General features: G+C 70.9%; 14 protein-coding genes. 3 read left to right on the plus strand and 11 right to left on the minus strand.

Annotated elements, in window-relative coordinates:
- Positions 1-43: 43 nt before the first annotated feature.
- Positions 44-388: a hypothetical protein gene (locus VFQ84_RS13460; RefSeq protein ID WP_325132148.1), complete on the minus strand. Its 345-nt coding sequence runs from the start codon at positions 386-388 to the stop codon at positions 44-46.
- 83 nt (positions 389-471) lie between these two features.
- Positions 472-3,717 carry an amidohydrolase family protein gene (locus VFQ84_RS13465; protein WP_325132149.1) on the minus strand — a complete coding sequence of 1,082 codons (3,246 nt, stop codon included), beginning with the start codon at positions 3,715-3,717 and terminating at the stop codon, positions 472-474.
- 162 nt (positions 3,718-3,879) lie between these two features.
- Between VFQ84_RS13465 and VFQ84_RS13470 the strand changes: the two genes are divergently transcribed.
- Entirely contained in the window at positions 3,880-4,803 is a 924-nt protein-coding gene (locus VFQ84_RS13470; RefSeq protein ID WP_325132150.1) for a GGDEF domain-containing protein, read from the plus strand.
- Between the two features lie 60 nt (positions 4,804-4,863).
- Here the strand turns inward: VFQ84_RS13470 and VFQ84_RS13475 are convergent, their stop codons facing one another.
- From VFQ84_RS13475 to VFQ84_RS13490, 4 genes are all read right to left on the minus strand, one after another.
- The gene (locus VFQ84_RS13475) at positions 4,864-5,487 is read right to left on the minus strand and encodes a 2-hydroxychromene-2-carboxylate isomerase (RefSeq protein WP_325132151.1); all 624 of its coding nucleotides are present in this window, start codon (positions 5,485-5,487) and stop codon (positions 4,864-4,866) included.
- A complete protein-coding gene (locus VFQ84_RS13480; protein ID WP_325132152.1) occupies positions 5,487-5,900 on the minus strand; it encodes a DUF1761 domain-containing protein in 414 nt (137 codons plus the stop codon). The genes VFQ84_RS13475 and VFQ84_RS13480 overlap by 1 nt, the downstream gene beginning before the upstream one ends.
- A gap of 108 nt (positions 5,901-6,008) precedes the next feature.
- Positions 6,009-7,286 carry an amidohydrolase family protein gene (locus tag VFQ84_RS13485; RefSeq protein WP_325132153.1) on the minus strand — a complete coding sequence of 426 codons (1,278 nt, stop codon included), beginning with the start codon at positions 7,284-7,286 and terminating at the stop codon, positions 6,009-6,011.
- A complete protein-coding gene (locus VFQ84_RS13490; protein WP_325132154.1) occupies positions 7,283-8,671 on the minus strand; it encodes an amidohydrolase in 1,389 nt (462 codons plus the stop codon). The genes VFQ84_RS13485 and VFQ84_RS13490 overlap by 4 nt, the downstream gene beginning before the upstream one ends.
- A gap of 133 nt (positions 8,672-8,804) precedes the next feature.
- On the opposite strand from VFQ84_RS13490, the gene VFQ84_RS13495 reads away from it, so the two are divergent.
- A complete protein-coding gene (locus VFQ84_RS13495) occupies positions 8,805-9,581 on the plus strand; it encodes an AMP nucleosidase (RefSeq protein WP_325132155.1) in 777 nt (258 codons plus the stop codon).
- Positions 9,582-9,698: 117 nt separating this feature from the next.
- On the opposite strand, the gene VFQ84_RS13500 is transcribed toward VFQ84_RS13495, so the two are convergent.
- From VFQ84_RS13500 to VFQ84_RS13520, 5 genes are all read right to left on the minus strand, one after another.
- Complete coding sequence (locus VFQ84_RS13500; protein ID WP_325132156.1) at positions 9,699-10,025, minus strand: hypothetical protein; 327 nt, start codon at positions 10,023-10,025, stop codon at positions 9,699-9,701.
- Between the two features lie 129 nt (positions 10,026-10,154).
- A complete protein-coding gene (gene grxD / locus VFQ84_RS13505; RefSeq protein WP_325132157.1) occupies positions 10,155-11,084 on the minus strand; it encodes a Grx4 family monothiol glutaredoxin in 930 nt (309 codons plus the stop codon).
- 308 nt (positions 11,085-11,392) lie between these two features.
- Entirely contained in the window at positions 11,393-12,007 is a 615-nt protein-coding gene (locus VFQ84_RS13510; protein ID WP_325132158.1) for a GDSL-type esterase/lipase family protein, read from the minus strand.
- Between the two features lie 6 nt (positions 12,008-12,013).
- Entirely contained in the window at positions 12,014-13,258 is a 1,245-nt protein-coding gene (locus VFQ84_RS13515) for an aminotransferase class I/II-fold pyridoxal phosphate-dependent enzyme (protein ID WP_325132159.1), read from the minus strand.
- A 58-nt stretch (positions 13,259-13,316) separates the two neighbouring features.
- Complete coding sequence (locus VFQ84_RS13520) at positions 13,317-13,697, minus strand: DUF4345 family protein (RefSeq protein WP_325132160.1); 381 nt, start codon at positions 13,695-13,697, stop codon at positions 13,317-13,319.
- Between the two features lie 64 nt (positions 13,698-13,761).
- On the opposite strand from VFQ84_RS13520, the gene rsgA reads away from it, so the two are divergent.
- Positions 13,762-14,838, plus strand: coding sequence for a ribosome small subunit-dependent GTPase A (gene rsgA / locus VFQ84_RS13525; protein WP_325132161.1), 1,077 nt, complete (start codon positions 13,762-13,764; stop codon positions 14,836-14,838).
- The last annotated feature ends 137 nt before the right edge of the window (positions 14,839-14,975 follow it).

Genomic DNA, 14,975 nt, shown 5'->3' on the forward strand with positions numbered 1-14,975 from the left:
ATTATCGTGCATTCCGCCGGGCGGCGCGGTCGGTCGTCCCGACTTAGCCGGCGCGCACGTCCACCAGCTCCCAATGGCTGCCGGCGAGCAGCCGCATGCGGTGGCGGAAGACGCTGCCGGGCAGGGACGTGCGTGCCTCGAGCTCGATCTTGAGGTCTCGCTGCTGGCCGGTGACGCGGGCGTCCGGATCCACCACGCCCAGCGCGTCCTCGACGTCGTCGGGCTCGTCCTGCATGCCTTTCCAGCGTTCGAACAGCGCCGGGGTGCGCAGGGCCGCCTCCAGCTCACCGGCGAAACCCTCGGCCCCCGACGACTGGAACGACAGGCCGGGCTCATCGCCCCGGGCGAGGGCGGGATCGGACAGGCGGATCATGAATCGGCTGGCCATGGCGTACTCCAAGAAAAAGGGGTCAGAGTACATTAGCGTTTCAAACGCTAATGTACTCTGACCCCGCTTTTCGGGGCCGGCGGTTAGTGGGCGTGCTGGGTGCCGGACTTCGGGCAGTGGCAGGGGGCGGTGGGGCCGTACTCGACGCCCATCTGCACGCCGTTGCCGTGGCGCTGCCAGAAGAAGGTCGGGGCCGGGCGCTGCAGGCCGCCGATCTCGGACATGTCGGCGGCGTTGAACAGGCGACCGTTGACCATCACCATCGCGGTGTCGTCGCTCCGGCGGATGTCCTCGAGCGGGTTGCCGTCCACCACCACCAGGTCGGCGCGCTTGCCGGCCTCGAGCGAGCCGATTTCCTTCGACAGGCCCAGGTAGCCGGCGCCGTCGATGGTGGCCGCGCGCAGCGCCTCCCAGTTCGAGAAGCCGCCCTGGGTCAGCGACCAGATCTCCCAGTGCGTCGCCATGCCCTGCAGCTGGCCGTGGCCGCCGACCAGGATCGGGGTGCCGTTGTCACGCAGCTTCTTCGCGGCCTTGGCGACTTCGACGTGGTAGTAGTCCCAGTCCGGCGCGGTTTCGCGGCGGATGGTCTGGCCGTTGAGCGAGTTCTTCGGGAAGAACCGCAGCAGGCGCTCGTTCTCCCAGACGTTGTCGCGGGCGTACCAGTAGCGCTCGGCGTTGAGGCCGCCGTAGTTCACCACCAGGGTCGGGGTGTTGCCGACCTGGGTGTTGCGCCACAGCTCGGTGACGTCCCGGTACAGCGGCGCGACCGGGATGTTGTGCTCCACGCCGGTGACGCCGTCGAGGATCATGGTCATGTTGTGGTGGAAGGTCGAACCGCCTTCCTCCACCACCAGCATGCCCAGCTCGCGCGCCGCCTGGTTGATCTGCTGGCGCTGCTCGCGCCGGGGCTGGTTGTAGGACTTGACCGAAAACGCCCCGTTCGCCTGCATGCGGCGCAGGTGGCCGCGGGCGTCGTCGATCGAGTTCACCACCGCCTTGAAGTCGCCGTCGGCGCCGTACAGGATCGTGCCGGTCGAGAACACGCGCGGGCCGACCATGCGCCCGGCCTTGACCAGCTCGGACTGCGAGAATACGAACTCGGTGGTCGCCGACGGGTCATGCATGGTGGTGATGCCGAAGGCGAGGTTGGCGTAGTAGGCCCAGTTCTGCTGCGGCACCACGCCCTGGCCGAAGTGCGCCGCGTGCGCGTGGACGTCGACCACGCCCGGGAACACGGTCTTGCCGGCCACGTCGATCTCGCGCGCGCCGGCCGGGATGGCCACGTCGCCGCGCTTGCCGACCGCCACGATGCGCTCGCCGCGGACCACGACCACGCCGTCCTCGATCACTTCCTGGGTGTCGTTGGCGCTGCGCATGGTCACCACGCGCCCGCCCACCAGCGCGAAGGTGTCGGCCGGCCGGTCGGTCGGCAGGCGCAGGCCCACCGCCACGCCGGCGTCGGCCTTGGCTTCGCCCAGCGTGCGGCTGTGGTAGCGCTCGCCCACCATCCAGTGCAGCGACTTCGAATCGGCGCCCCAGTGCAGGTAGCTGCCCATGTCGGTACCCAGCGCCGTCACCGGGATGGCCTTGGTGTCCTTGCTCAGCTCGATCGCGCCGCCGGTCATCGGCAGCGGCGCCACGTAGCCGTTGAACAGCTCGGTGAAGGCCACCGACTTGCCGTCCGGGCTGATCGCCACGTGGTCGACGTACTTGAGGTTGAAGACTTCGCGCGGCTGCTCGCCGTTGAGGCCGGCGCTCATCAGCTTCTTCTCGAGCCCGCCGCCGGTGAGGAAGTACACGCGCTTGCCGTCCGCGGAGAACTGCGGGTCGGCGCCGTTCTTCGCGACCTGCACGGCGTCGCCGCCGGCCGCGGGCATCACGAACACGCCGCGGGTGCCGCTCCACAGGCTGCCGGTGAGCCCGCCGCCGCCCTGGCGCGAGTAGACGATGCGGCTGCCGTCGCGCGAGTAGCGCGGGCCGTAGTAGAAGCCGGGCTCGGTGGTGAGCGTGCGCGACTGGCCGGTGGCCAGGTCGAGTTCGCGGATGGCGCCCATCTTTTCATCCGACCAGGCCGTGTAGAGCAGCTTGCGGCCGTCGGGGCTGAAGGCCGGCTGGTACTCGAAGTTCGCCGCGTCCTGGGTCAGGCGCTTGGGCGCGCCGCCCGGCAGCGCCTTGGTCCAGAGCTGGCCGACCGCGTGGAAGACCATCGTGCGGCCGTCCGGGCTGGTGGCGACGTCGCGGATCATGCGCGGCGCGAAGCTGTCGCCGTCGAAGGCGGCGGACTGGTCGGCGCGCAGCGCCGGCAGCACGGTCTGCGAGACCTCGGCCGTGAACGGCACGTTCTTCGCCTCGCCGCTGGCGATGTCGACGTTCCAGAACTTGCCCTGGCCCCAGATCACCACCGACTTCGAGTCCGGCAGCCAGTCGAAGTTGGGGTAGGGGCCGAAGATCGCCCAGGCTTCCTGCTGGTCGTGCGAGAGGCCGTCCCAGACCGCGCGCACTTCGCCCGAGGCCAGGTCCAGCAGGTGCAGCACCGACTTGTCGCGCACGCGCTTGACGAAGGCCAGCGACTTGCCGTCCGGCGACGGCTGCGGCCGCACCGCGCCGCCGGCGCTGGACACGACGCTCTCGATCTCGCCGGTCTCGCGGTCCAGGCGGCGGATCGCGTAGATCATGTCGTGCACGTTGCGGTTGTAGTCGAAGCCGCCGCCCGGGCTCATGTCCTCGGAGAAATACAGGTAGCGGCCGTCGGGCGAGAACACCGGCTCGCCCTGGTCCTGCTGGTCGTTCTTGCGCTTGGTCAGCTGCAGGCCGGCGCCGCCGTCGCGGTGGTACATCCACAGCTCGCCCGCACCCAGCGAGCGCTGCGAGGTGAAGTGCTTGCGGCCGACCAGGTACTGGCCGTCCGGCGTCCAGGCCGGCGCGTTGAGCAGGCGGTAGTCCTCCTTGCTCACCTGCACCGCGCCGCTGCCGTCGGCCTTCATGCGCCAGAGGTTGTTGCCGCCGCCGCGGTCGGAGGTGTAGGCGATTTCAGTGCCGTCGGGCGAGAACCGCGGCTGGATGTCCCACGCGGCGCCGCGCGTGATGCGCTGCGCCTGGCCGCCGGCGATCGGCAGCGTGTAGAGGTCGCCCAGCATCGAGAACACGATGCGGCGGCCGTCGGGGCTGACGTCGAGGTCGAGCCAGGTGCCTTCGTCGGTGCTGAAGCTCACCACCTTGCCCTTGGCATGGGCGGCGTTGACGTCCCATTTGGCTTCCGCGGCATGGACCGCGGCGGTGCCGAGGCTGAGGCTGATCAGGACGGCAAGCGCGAGCGGACGGGACGACATGGGCAACTCCGGGAAGGGGACCTGCCGATGCTAGGCGATGCACCCCCGGCGACTCTAGGCCGAAGGTCATGGCCAGGTGAAACCGTGCGCCGGGTCGCTATATCCAAACCCCAAGAGAAACAGTCGCTTGTTTCGCGGCGCCGGGTGCAGGAGAGTAGGGGCATGAGGAATGCCCCCCGCCCTCGGATCGCCCGTCTCTCGCTCCCGTCGCTTTTGCTGGCGATGGCGGCCGGCCCGGCGTGGGCCGCGCCCGCGCAGGGACCGGTGACCGCGCTGTGGTTCGCGCTCGGTTTCTCGCTGGCGCTGGTGGCCGCGCTGGCCCTGGCCTGGCGCATCCTCAGCGAACGCATGATCCCGCGCGCCGCCTGGCTGCCGTTCGCCAGCACCAGCCTGGTCGTGCTGGGGCTCGGCGCGTGGCTGGCGGGTCGCTGGCCGCTGCTGGGCCTGGCGCTGGCGTTGCCGCTGGTGGCCTGGGGCCTGCTGCTGGTGCGCGAACTGCTGGGCCGCATGCGCCGCCTGCTGGAGGAGCGCGACCACGCCCGCGCCGAAGCCAAGCGCGTGCAGCAAAGCTCCGAACGCGATGCACTGACCGGCGTGCTCAACCGCGGCGCCTGGCGCGGCCGGCTGGAGCAGCTGGCCTCCGACACCCGCGAGGCGCAGCCGTCGCGGCCGCTGTCGGTGCTGTTCTTCGACATCGACCTGTTCAAGCTGATCAACGACAGCCTGGGCCACAACGTCGGCGACGACTGCCTCAAGGCGGTGGCGTCGACCGTGGCGGCCGAGCTGCGCGGTGGCGACATCCTGGGCCGGATGGGCGGCGAGGAGTTCGCGGTGGCCCTGCCCGGCGCGCGCCGGGTCAACGCCATCGCCGTCGGCGAGCGCATCCGCATGGCCGTGCAGCAGCACTGCCAGGTGGTCGGCGAGGAAGTGGTCGAGCTCACGGTCAGCATCGGCGTCGCCGAATACCTGGGCGAAGCCGAGCCGCTGGACGCGCTGGTCGACCGCGCCGACCGGGCGATGTATGTCGCCAAGGATTCCGGCCGCAACATGGTGGTGGCGTCCGAAGGCAGCCTCGGCCCGAACTGAGGGGCGCGGGGAAGGCTGTCGTCCGCCGGACGCCGAGGCGATGCGTCGCCGGCCGCGGGGCTACGCGCGGCGGATGCCCACTGGCCAGTCCGCGGCGGCCTGCATTTCCGGCGTCGACAGCAGCCCCGGGTCGGCCAGGAACGCTTCGGCGAAGTCCATGGCGTCATCGCCCCAGAACACCTCGCCGTCGATCACCAGGGTGGGCACGCCGAACACGCCTTCGGCCAGCGCCGCGTCGTAGTTGGCGCGCAGCGTCTCTTTCACCGCGGGCGAGGACAGCGCCGAGGCGTCGTCGACGCCCAGGGCGGCCGCAAGCGGGGCGATGGCTTCGGGGTCATCGGCCGCGCGGCCCTGTGCCCAGATCCAGTCGAAGATCGCGGTGATCGCTTCCGGCGTGGTGCCAGCCGCCACGCACAGCCGCAGCGCCAGCAGCGGATTGAAGGGATGCGTCGGCGGGAAGGCCAGCGGCACGCCGCGCTGCTTGGCCTGCCACAGCACGTGGCGATAGGTGAAGGTGCGCTTGGGGGCGATCTCGGCCGGGCCTTTGTGGCCGTGGTGGCCCAGCAGGCCGGCGAACATGATCGGCCGCAGCGCGATGTCATGCCGCGCGGCCAGCGCGCGCACCCGCGGCCACGCCAGGTAGGCGAAGGGCGAGATGAAGTCGAAGTACCAGTGCGTCGCCATCAGCCGGCCCGCGCGTCCGGCCACAGCGCCAGGACCAGCCCGATCAGGGTGAACTGCAGCGTGTGGTAGCCGCCGTTGATCAGGAAGAGCTTCAGCGACTTGCGCTCGAACAGGTAGTTGATGCCGAAGCTGGCCGAGACCCAGCACAGGCCCGCCGAGAAGCCCGCGCCCAGGCCCAGCGCCAGGCTCGGCCGCGGCCCCAGGAACATCGCGAACACCAGGCTGGCGATGACGCACAGCACGAAGGCGGTGCCGAAGATCAGGGCCATGTTTCCCCTGGCCAGCACCTCGTCGCTCAGCCCGGTCTCGCGCTGCCAGGCCTTGCCGAACAGCACCGGCGAATACCAGAGCCCGCCGAGCACGAACCCCGACAACGCGGCCACCAGAACCGCCCAGACATTGAACTCAGGCATCGCACGTCTCCCCGTGTGGATGGACGCCGGCCCGGCTCCCCGCCGTGCCCGCCCCAAAAGACTACGCCCTCCCCGGGGTCCCGGGGAGGGCGCAGGGAAACGCGCGGATCAGCGGCCGGAGTAGGCGCGCGGCAGCGTGCCCGGGGCCTGCAGGTAACGGTCGCGCAGCTCGGTCTGGCGCGAGCGCATGCTGGCCGCGCGGCCGTCGAACCAGACCTGCTCGGCGACGGTGTTCACCTCCAGCGGATCGCCCGACCACAGCACCAGGTCGGCGACCTGGCCCGGTTCGATCCGGCCGCGCTGGGCCGAGACGCCGAACACCTGGGCCGGCACCGCGGTCAGCGCGGCCAGGCCGGCTTCCCAGGGCAGGCCGTTGGCGACGGCGACGCCGGCCAGCTGGCGCACCTTGCGGGCGTTGTGGGTGGCATCGCCGGACTGGGTGAAGCCGACCGCGACGCCGGCGCGATGCAGGCGCGCGGCGTTCTCGAGGGTCGAGCCCAGCGCGTCGAAGGTCGACGGCAGGTTGGCCAGCGCGTCGAGCAGGACGGGTGCGTTGGCCGCCTTCAGGTCGTCGGCCACCATCCAGGCCTCGGCGCCGCCCACGATCACCGGCTTGAGGCCGTGCTTGCGGGCGAAGGCCAGCACCTGGCGGATGTCGGCGGCGCGGTCGACCTGGAACACCACCCGGCCGCCGGCCAGGTAGCGCGCCAGCGACGTGCGGCCGGCGCGGGTCAGCAGGCCGTCGTCGCCGGTCGCGGCGCCGGCGCGGGCTTCGGCGATCGCCTGCTCGAGCAGCATCCACTGGCCGGCGCGGCTGCCGCCCGAAAGCGGCGAGGCGCCGCCGCCCAGGTTCACGAACAGGCTGCGGCTGCCGGGCAGTACCGCGTCGTAGCGGCCGTCGAGCAGCACCGCGCTGCCCTGGCCGGCGACGAAGCTGCCGCCCATCGTGCTGCTGGGCGAGAGCACGGTGAAGGTGATGCCCTCGACCCGGTTCACGCCAATCGCGACCGAGTTCGGATTGAAGGCGACGTCGACGTCGAACTCCGGGCGCCAGGTGTGTTCGTGGGAATTCGGCGTCGCCGACATCGCCAGGGTGTGGTCGACCGTGGCCGACTCACCCGACACTTCCTCGATGCCCAGCCCGGTGAGGCCGCCGAACAGGCCCGGCGTCAGCGGCCGGCCCTTGGCTTCGACCACGGTGACGCCGGCCGGGGCGACCAGGCCGGGGCCGACCTGGCGGACCACGCCGCCCTGCACCAGCACGTCGGTGTTCTTGAGGGTGCCGCGGCTGCCGGCCGTGTGCACGGTGGCGTCGCGGATCAGCAGGTCCTGGGCGGCCGCCGGCAGGGCGACGGCGAGGACGAGGGTAACGAGCAGGCGCTTCACGGCGACACCTCCTGGCCCAGCATGAAGTCGGAGACCGGCTGCCTCGACGGGTCGGCGCGGTCGTAGAGCAGGGCGCCGTCGACGTAGACGCGCTCGGCCTTGGCGTAGACGCTGAACGGGTTGCCGTTCCACACCACCACGTCGGCCATCTTGCCCTCGGCCAGCAGGCCGGTCTGGTCGGCGATGCCGATGGCGCGCGCGGCATTGGTGGTGAGCCAGCGGATGGCGTGTTCGGGCGGCAGCTTCAGGCCGATGCGCTCGCCGCGCACCATCACCTTGGCGGCCTCCTGGTTCAGGCGCTGGATGCCTTCGGCGGAATCGGAGTGCACCACGGCGCAGCTGTTCTTCGGGCGATCGACCAGGGCGATGTTCTCCTGGATGCCGTCGTAGGCCTCCATCTTGAAGCCCCACCAGTCGGCCCACAGCGCGCCGCAGATGCCCTGCTCGGCCAGTTCATCGGCCAGCTTGTAGGCCTCGACGCCGTGGTGGAAGGCCGAGATCTTGAAGCCGAACTCCTTGGCCAGGTCCATCATCAGCGCCATTTCATCGGCGCGGTAGCAGTGGATCTGCAGGGTGATGTCGCCGCGCAGCACGCCGGCCAGGGTTTCCAGGCGCAGGTCCTGGGTCGGCTTCTCGGCGCCGTTGCCCTTGGACTTGCCGCGGCCCTGTTCGCCGTTGGCGGCTTCGTACTTGTCCCAGGCGGCGCGGTACTTCTGCGCTTCGATGAAGGCGGCGCGGTAGCCGGCCATGTTGCCCATGCGGGTCATCGGCGACTGGCCGCGGCCGCCGTAGTAGCGCTTGGGGTTCTCGCCGCAGGCCATCTTCAGGCTGTGCGGCGCGCCCGGGAACTTCATCTGCTGCATGGTGGTGGCGGGCACGTTCTTGAGCACCACGCCGCGGCCGCCGATCAGGTTGCCCGAGCCGGGCAGCACCATCATCGAGGTCACGCCGCCGGCCAGCGCGGTCGGGAAGCCGGGGTCCTGCGGCCACACCGCGTGCTCGGCCCAGACCTGGGCGGTCACCGGCGTGCTCATCTCGTTGCCGTCGGAATGCGCGGCGGCGCCCGGGCTGGGGTACACGCCCAGGTGCGAGTGCACGTCGATGATGCCGGGCGTGACCCACTTGCCGCTGGCGTCGACCACGGTGGCGCCGGAGGCGTCCAGGCCGGGACCGACGGCGGCGATGCGCCCGTCGCGCATCAGCACGTCGGCGCCTTCCAGGCGCTGGCCGTCGCCGGTCAGCACGGTGGCGTTGCGGATCAGCACCGGGCCCGAGGCGACCGGCTGGTAGGTGCTGGCGTAGGGCGGGTCGGCGGCGGCCGACAGCATGGGCAAAGCAAGCAGCGCAGCGGCCAGCAGGCTGGCCTTCGTTCTGATCGACATCATGGTCTCCCCCAAGGATTCGGCCACCCTAGCCGTCGGGCCCGGCGCTTGCCAAGCCCATCCGGTCACGGTTCAAGGACCGCGTGGCAGAATGGCCCGGCAAGGCGTAGAAAAACAACAACAAGGACAACGACTAGTGAAAGACAAGAGTGAAATCGTAAGCAACTGGCTGCCCCGCTATACCGGCGTACCCCTGGCCGACTTCGGCGAGCACGTCCTGCTGACCAACTTCGGCGGATACCTCAACACCTTCGCCCGCCTCACCGGGGCCCCGATCGTCGGCGCCGACCGGCCCATGCCCAGCGCCACCGCCGACGGCATCACCATGATCAACTTCGGCATGGGCAGCGCCAACGCCGCCACCGTGATGGACCTGCTGTCGGCCATCAGCCCCAAGGCGGTGCTGTTCCTGGGCAAGTGCGGCGGCCTCAAGCGCAAGAACCAGCTGGGCGACCTGGTGCTGCCGATCGCGGCCATCCGCGGCGAAGGCACCAGCAACGACTACCTGCCGCCGGAAGTGCCGGCGCTGCCGGCCTTCGCGCTCCAGCGCGCGGTCTCGACCATGATCCGCGACCTCGAGCACGACTACTGGACCGGCACGGTGTTCACCACCAACCGCCGCGTCTGGGAGCACGACGAGGCCTTCAAGGAATACCTGCGCAAGCTGCGCTGCATGGCCATCGACATGGAAACCGCGACCATCTTCTCGGCCGGCTTCGCCAACTCGATCCCGGCCGGCGCGCTGCTGCTGGTCTCGGACCAGCCGATGATCCCGGAAGGCGTGAAGACCGAAGCCTCCGACCGCGTGGTCACCGAACACTTCGTCGAGCGCCACATCCAGATCGGCATCGAGGCACTGCGCCTGATCCGCCGCCACGGCAAGTCGGTCAAGCACCTGCGCTTCGACGAATAAACACCGCAGCACCGCCCCAAGCCGCGAAGCGCTTCTGTAGGAGCGCCTTCAGGCGCGAAGCTTTTTGGCGAAAAGATTCGCGCCTGAAGGCGCTCCTACATGGAGCGGTCGGGCGGGTTACCAGTTGAAGACGAAGCCGACCACGTCGGGCGAGGGCTTGCCGTCGCTGAAGCGGACGGTGCACTCGACGATCTGCTTCACTTCCGAGGTCAGGCCGGGCTCGATCACGATCGGCGCGGTCAGGAATTTCTCGCCGTTGGGCGCGTCGCGCATGCTGGCCCCGAGGGCGGCGACATCGAGCTCGTAGAGTTTGCCTTCGAGGCGCGATTCCGCGGCCAGCTTGCAGGCCTCGGCCGCGAGGTCGTTCGGCGTCCCCGCCGTGCCGCCTTCGCCGCCGCAGGCGACCAGCGCCAGTGAGATCGGCACCACCATCCAGTTACGCATCCATCCTCTCCTCGGTCGAGGCCGGACCCGGATTTGCGCGCCCTGGGCCGGGTGGGCCTTCAGATGGCCGTAAATTAGCGTAATTGCTCTATGGACGCCACGGGGCGTACGTTAGCTTTACTAACGTGTTCAGTATCGCGGTACAGAGGGGTCGATCTCGGCCGACCAGGCGTCGATGCCGCCCTCGACGTTGTAGAGGTCGTGGAAGCCCAGGCCGCGGAAGTACTCGGCCGCCTGCCGGCTGGACTGGCCGTGGTGGCAGAGGAAGGCGATGGGCAGGTCCTTGGGCAGGGCCTCCAGGCGCTCGCGGCTGTCCTCGTCCAGCACCTCGTGCGGGTGCGGGAAGGGGGCGATGGCGCGGGCGTGGGCCGGGCGCACGTCGATCACGTCCAGGGTGCCGGCGATGACGTGGTCGTGCAGCTGCTGCACCGACATCGCCTTCACGGGGGGCGGCGCGTTCGGGTTGTGGATGGCCAGGCCGGCACCGCGCGGGTCCTCGACCCAGTCGATGCGCAGGCCGTTGGCGCGGGGCACGCTGGCCAGGTCCAGGTGGATGCGCAGGCCCGCGGCCTCGGCCACGATCTCCTGGCCGGAGGCGGGCTTGAGTTCGAAGCGGGCGTTGAAACGGGGGTCGACCGACAGGTGCAGCACGGTGCCGGGATCGGCGCCGTCCATGGCGCGGCCGATGGCCTCGGCCGCGGCCGGGCTGACCTCGATCGCCGGCGGGGTCCGGTCGGGGGCCGGCAGGCCCAGGGCTTCGTGCAGCTCGCCGCTGTTGAGCATCTGCTCGATGATGTCGCTGCCGCCCAGCAGCTCGCCGCCGACATAGAGCTGGGGGATGGTCGGCCACTGGCCGTAGGCCTTGATGCCTTCGCGGATCTCCGGGTCGGCCAGCACGTCGACGTGGCCAAAGGACGGCAGCAGGCCGCCGAGGATGCCGACGGCCTTGGCCGAAAACCCGCACTGCGGGGCGCGCGGTTCGCCCTTCATGAAGAGCACGACGTGGTTCGCCGCGAGGATCGACTCGATGCGCGCGCGGGTTTCGGGGGACAGGGACATGGCCGGCTCCAACGGGGAATGCCGCATTTTACCCCTGTCGCATGAACGCCGGGGGGCTTGGGGTCCGGGGTCCAGGGGTTGGCGTCGTGGCCGTGGCAAGGGCTTTTTGACGCGGATCAGAGCGGATGAACGCGGATAAAAGCGGATTCTTTTTCGTGGGGCGCGGGCATCGGGCGGCTGCTTGGCGTGACGCCGGGCATCGCCCGACTGCCGCCCTGCTTTCAACTAATGATCTATCCGCTTTTATCCGCGTTCATCCGCTCTGATCCGCGTCAAAAGGAAAACCGCCGCACCTGCCACCCACGGCCTCAGCCCAGCAAGCGCGCAGCCACAGGCAGGGCCAGGCGGGTCCACTCGGCATACATCGCGGTGGAAGGATGCAGTCCGTCCTCGGCCACCATGCCCGGCTCGGCGCCGCGTTCGCGGCTGACCGGGGTGATGTCGACGAAGGCGACGCCCCGGGCCGCGCACTCATCGGCGGCGGCGGCGTTGAAGTCGTCCAGCTGCCGCGCGATCACCGCCGGGTCGCGGCCGCTGGCCTGGCCGAAGGGCGTGACGCCCCAGTCCGGGATCGACAGCACCAGCACGCGGCCGGGGCGGTCGCCGGCCAGGGCGATGGCGCGATCGAGCAGGTCGGCGAACTCGACGCGGTACTCGCCCAGGTTCCCGCCGCGGTACTGGTTGTTCACCCCGATCAACAGAGACACCAGCTCATGCCGGCCCAGCGGTTCGGCCGCGTCCATCGCCGCCCACAGTTCGTCGGTGGTCCAGCCGGTGGTGGCGATGATGCGCGGGTCGCTCAGCGCGACGCCCCGTGCGCGCAGGGCGGCGGCCAGCTGGCAGGGCCAGCGCCCGGCCTCGGCCACCGACTCGCCGATGGTGTAGGAGTCGCCCAGCGCCAGGTAGGGCAGGGAGCCGGGCATCGCGGCTCAGGCCACGTGGCGCGCGCGGGCCCGGGCGGCGTGCCGGGCCAGGGCCCGGTCGATGCGCGCGAACACTTCCCGCATCAGCCCGGCCTCGGGCAGCAGGGTCACGCGGAAATGGCGCGACCCCGGCACGTTGAAGCCGCTGCCCGGCACCACCAGCACGTCCTCGGTTTCCAGCAGCTCCAGCGCGAAGGCCTGGTCGTCGAAGTCGAGCGCGGCGTCGCCGATCACTTCCGGGAAGGCGTACAGCGCGCCGGCCGGCGCCACCAGCGACAGGTGCTCGCTGGCCGCGCAGCACTCGACCACGGCGCGCCGCGATTCGTGCAGGCGGCCGCCGGGGGAGGTGAGCGCCAGGATGGTTTCCGGGCCGGCCAGCGCCGCCGGCACCGCGTACTGCGCGGGCACGTTCGCGCAAAGGCGCAGCGCACTGAGCAGGTCCATGGCGTGGTGGTAGTCGCCCACCGTCACCGGGTCGCCCGACAGCACCGCCCAGCCCACGCGCCAGCCGCAGGCGCGCCACACCTTCGACAGGCCGCCGAAGCTCAGGCAGGGCACGTCGCCGGCCAGCGGCGCCAGCGGCGTGAACGTGGCCTGGTCGTACAGGATGCCGTCGTAGATCTCGTCGGCCATCAGCAGCAGCTTGTGCTTCGCCGCGATCGCGACCAGTTTTTCCAGCAGCGCGCGCGGGTAGCTGGCGCCGGTGGGGTTGTTGGGGTTGATGACCACGAGCGCGCGGGTGCGCGGCGTCACCAGCTTCTCGATCTCGTCCGGATCGGGCAGGAAGCCGTTTCCCGGGGCGCAGCGGTAATACACCGGCCGGCCCTGGTTGAGGATGGTGGCCGCGCTCCACAGCGGGTAGTCGGGCGAGGGCAGCAGCACTTCGTCGCCGGGGTTGAGCAGGGCCCGCAGCGAAATGTCGATCAGCTCGCTGACGCCGTTGCCGATGAAGATGCGCTCGGCGCTGGCGTTGGGGGTGCCGCGCTCGCGGTGCAGCGCGGCCAGCGCCTCGCGGGCCAGGGGCAGGCCCTGCTGGTGCGTGTAGGGGTCGGACTGGTCGACGTGGGCGGCCAGCGCGGCCTGCAGGTGCTCGGGCGCCCGGAAGCCGAAGGCGCCGGGGTTGCCGATGTTCAGGCGGATCAGCTGCCGGCCCTGGCCCTCGAGTTCGCGGGCGCGGCGGGACAGCTCGCCGCGGATGTCGTAACGGACCTCGCGCAGGCTTTCGCGGGTCGGCAGGGGCGTGTGGGGCATGGTGCAGCGGGCTCGGACCGGGGATCTGGGCCGAGATTAACGGAATCTTGACGCGGTTTCAGCGGCTCCGGCCGCGGAGGGCGACCAGCGCCGCCAGCGTGAACCCGATCTCCCAGACCAGGGCGAACGCGAAGAAGGTCGTGAATTCGCCGGTCAGCGCGATGCCGAGCAGGCGGGCGGCGGCGATGCCGCCATTCGACAGGGCCACGGCCAGCAGGCCGGGCGCCCGCCACGCGGGCCGCGCCGCGCAGGCGAACAGGAACGCGGCCAGACCCAGCTCCAGCCCGCCGTAGAAGGCGCGCAGCTCCACCAGGCCGGCCGCGGTGCCGCTGATCCCGACCGGCGCCAACACCGCCTCCGGGGCGGCCACGATGGCGATGCCGAACCCGAGGAAACCCAGGGCGGCGAGGACGAGCACAGCGGTACCGAAACGTTCCATGGCGTGATCCTGCCGGCCGGGCGGTGACCGGGATGTGTGCAAGGTAGCGCTATCATCCCCGGCAATGCAGCCCACCCCCGAAGCCCTCGACCTCCTGCGCCCCATCGGCTGGCCCGATGACGCCGCCCGCCGCGAGGCCCTCGCCGCCGCCCCCGGGGCCCGCCTGGCCCGCGTGGTCGGCCAGCACCGCAGCGCCTACGACGTCGCCACCCGCGCCGACGAGGTGCTCAAGGTGCAGCCGCCGCTGCCCTGGACCCGGCCGCGCTGCCCGCCCGACCAGCGCGCCGCGGTCGGCGACTGGGTCACCCTGGACGAGGCCGGCAAGAACATCCTGGCGCTGCTGCCGCGCCACGCCCTGCTCAAGCGCGGCGCCGCCGGCGAACACCACCGCCAGCAGCTGATCGCCGCCAACGTCGACCACGTGCTGGTGGTGGTCGGGCTGGACCAGGACTTCAACCCGCGCCGCATCGAGCGCTACCTCGTGGTCATCCGCGCCAGCGGCGCCGACCCGGTGCTGGTGCTGACCAAGGCCGACGAGTGCGAGATCGTCGAGGACTGCATCGACCTGCTGATGGAGGTGGAGCAGTCGGGCGTGCCGATCCACGCCATCAACGCCAAGGACCCCGCCAGCGTCGCCGCCCTGCATCCCTACCTCGGCCCGGGCCAGACCGTGGTGCTGGTGGGCAGCTCCGGTGCCGGCAAGTCGACGCTGACCAACACGCTGCTGGGCCGCGAGAAGATGAAGACCAACACGGTCCGCGGCAACGACTCGCGCGGCCGCCACACCACCACCTTCCGCGTGCTGACGCCGCTGCCGCAGGGCGGCTGCCTGATCGACACGCCGGGCATGCGCGAGGTCAAGCTCAGCGGCGAGGAAGACATCGTCGACGCCTTCGACGACATCGAGGCGCTGGGCGCCGGCTGCCGCTTCCGCGACTGCGTGCACGGCAACGAGCCCGGCTGCGCGGTGCGTGCCGCCATCGAGGACGGCAGCCTGGACGAATCGCGCTACCTCAACTTCGTCAAGCTGCGCGACGAGGCCGAGGCGGCCGCGGTCACCCAGGCCGCGCGCCGCGCCGAGGAGGCGCTGGCGCTCAAGAACAAGCACCGCCGCACCAAGGACAAGCTGGGCCGCCGATGAGCGCCGCCGCCCGATCGCTGGAACACCACGCCGTGCTGGACGCGCGCCTGGTGGCGGCGGTGCGCGGCATCCGCCTGCTCGAGTCGGTGAGCTGGCCGGCCCGCCTGCAGGAGGACTTCCTGGCGGCCTGGAAGGTC

Source organism: Arenimonas sp., assembly GCF_035721105.1.
Classification (GTDB): Bacteria; Pseudomonadota; Gammaproteobacteria; order Xanthomonadales; family Xanthomonadaceae; genus Arenimonas.

Coding starts and splice junctions, on each gene's coding strand:
- VFQ84_RS13480 (WP_325132152.1), bottom strand. CDS start 5,900: ATGCCTGAGTTCAATGTCTGGGCGGTTCTGGTGGCCGCGTTGTCGGGG.
- rsgA (WP_325132161.1), top strand. CDS start 13,762: ATGCAGCCCACCCCCGAAGCCCTCGACCTCCTGCGCCCCATCGGCTGG.
- VFQ84_RS13465 (WP_325132149.1), bottom strand. CDS start 3,717: ATGTCGTCCCGTCCGCTCGCGCTTGCCGTCCTGATCAGCCTCAGCCTC.
- VFQ84_RS13490 (WP_325132154.1), bottom strand. CDS start 8,671: ATGATGTCGATCAGAACGAAGGCCAGCCTGCTGGCCGCTGCGCTGCTT.
- VFQ84_RS13470 (WP_325132150.1), top strand. CDS start 3,880: ATGAGGAATGCCCCCCGCCCTCGGATCGCCCGTCTCTCGCTCCCGTCG.
- VFQ84_RS13520 (WP_325132160.1), bottom strand. CDS start 13,697: ATGGAACGTTTCGGTACCGCTGTGCTCGTCCTCGCCGCCCTGGGTTTC.
- VFQ84_RS13460 (WP_325132148.1), bottom strand. CDS start 388: ATGGCCAGCCGATTCATGATCCGCCTGTCCGATCCCGCCCTCGCCCGG.
- grxD (WP_325132157.1), bottom strand. CDS start 11,084: ATGTCCCTGTCCCCCGAAACCCGCGCGCGCATCGAGTCGATCCTCGCG.
- VFQ84_RS13515 (WP_325132159.1), bottom strand. CDS start 13,258: ATGCCCCACACGCCCCTGCCGACCCGCGAAAGCCTGCGCGAGGTCCGT.
- VFQ84_RS13510 (WP_325132158.1), bottom strand. CDS start 12,007: ATGCCCGGCTCCCTGCCCTACCTGGCGCTGGGCGACTCCTACACCATC.
- VFQ84_RS13500 (WP_325132156.1), bottom strand. CDS start 10,025: ATGCGTAACTGGATGGTGGTGCCGATCTCACTGGCGCTGGTCGCCTGC.
- VFQ84_RS13475 (WP_325132151.1), bottom strand. CDS start 5,487: ATGGCGACGCACTGGTACTTCGACTTCATCTCGCCCTTCGCCTACCTG.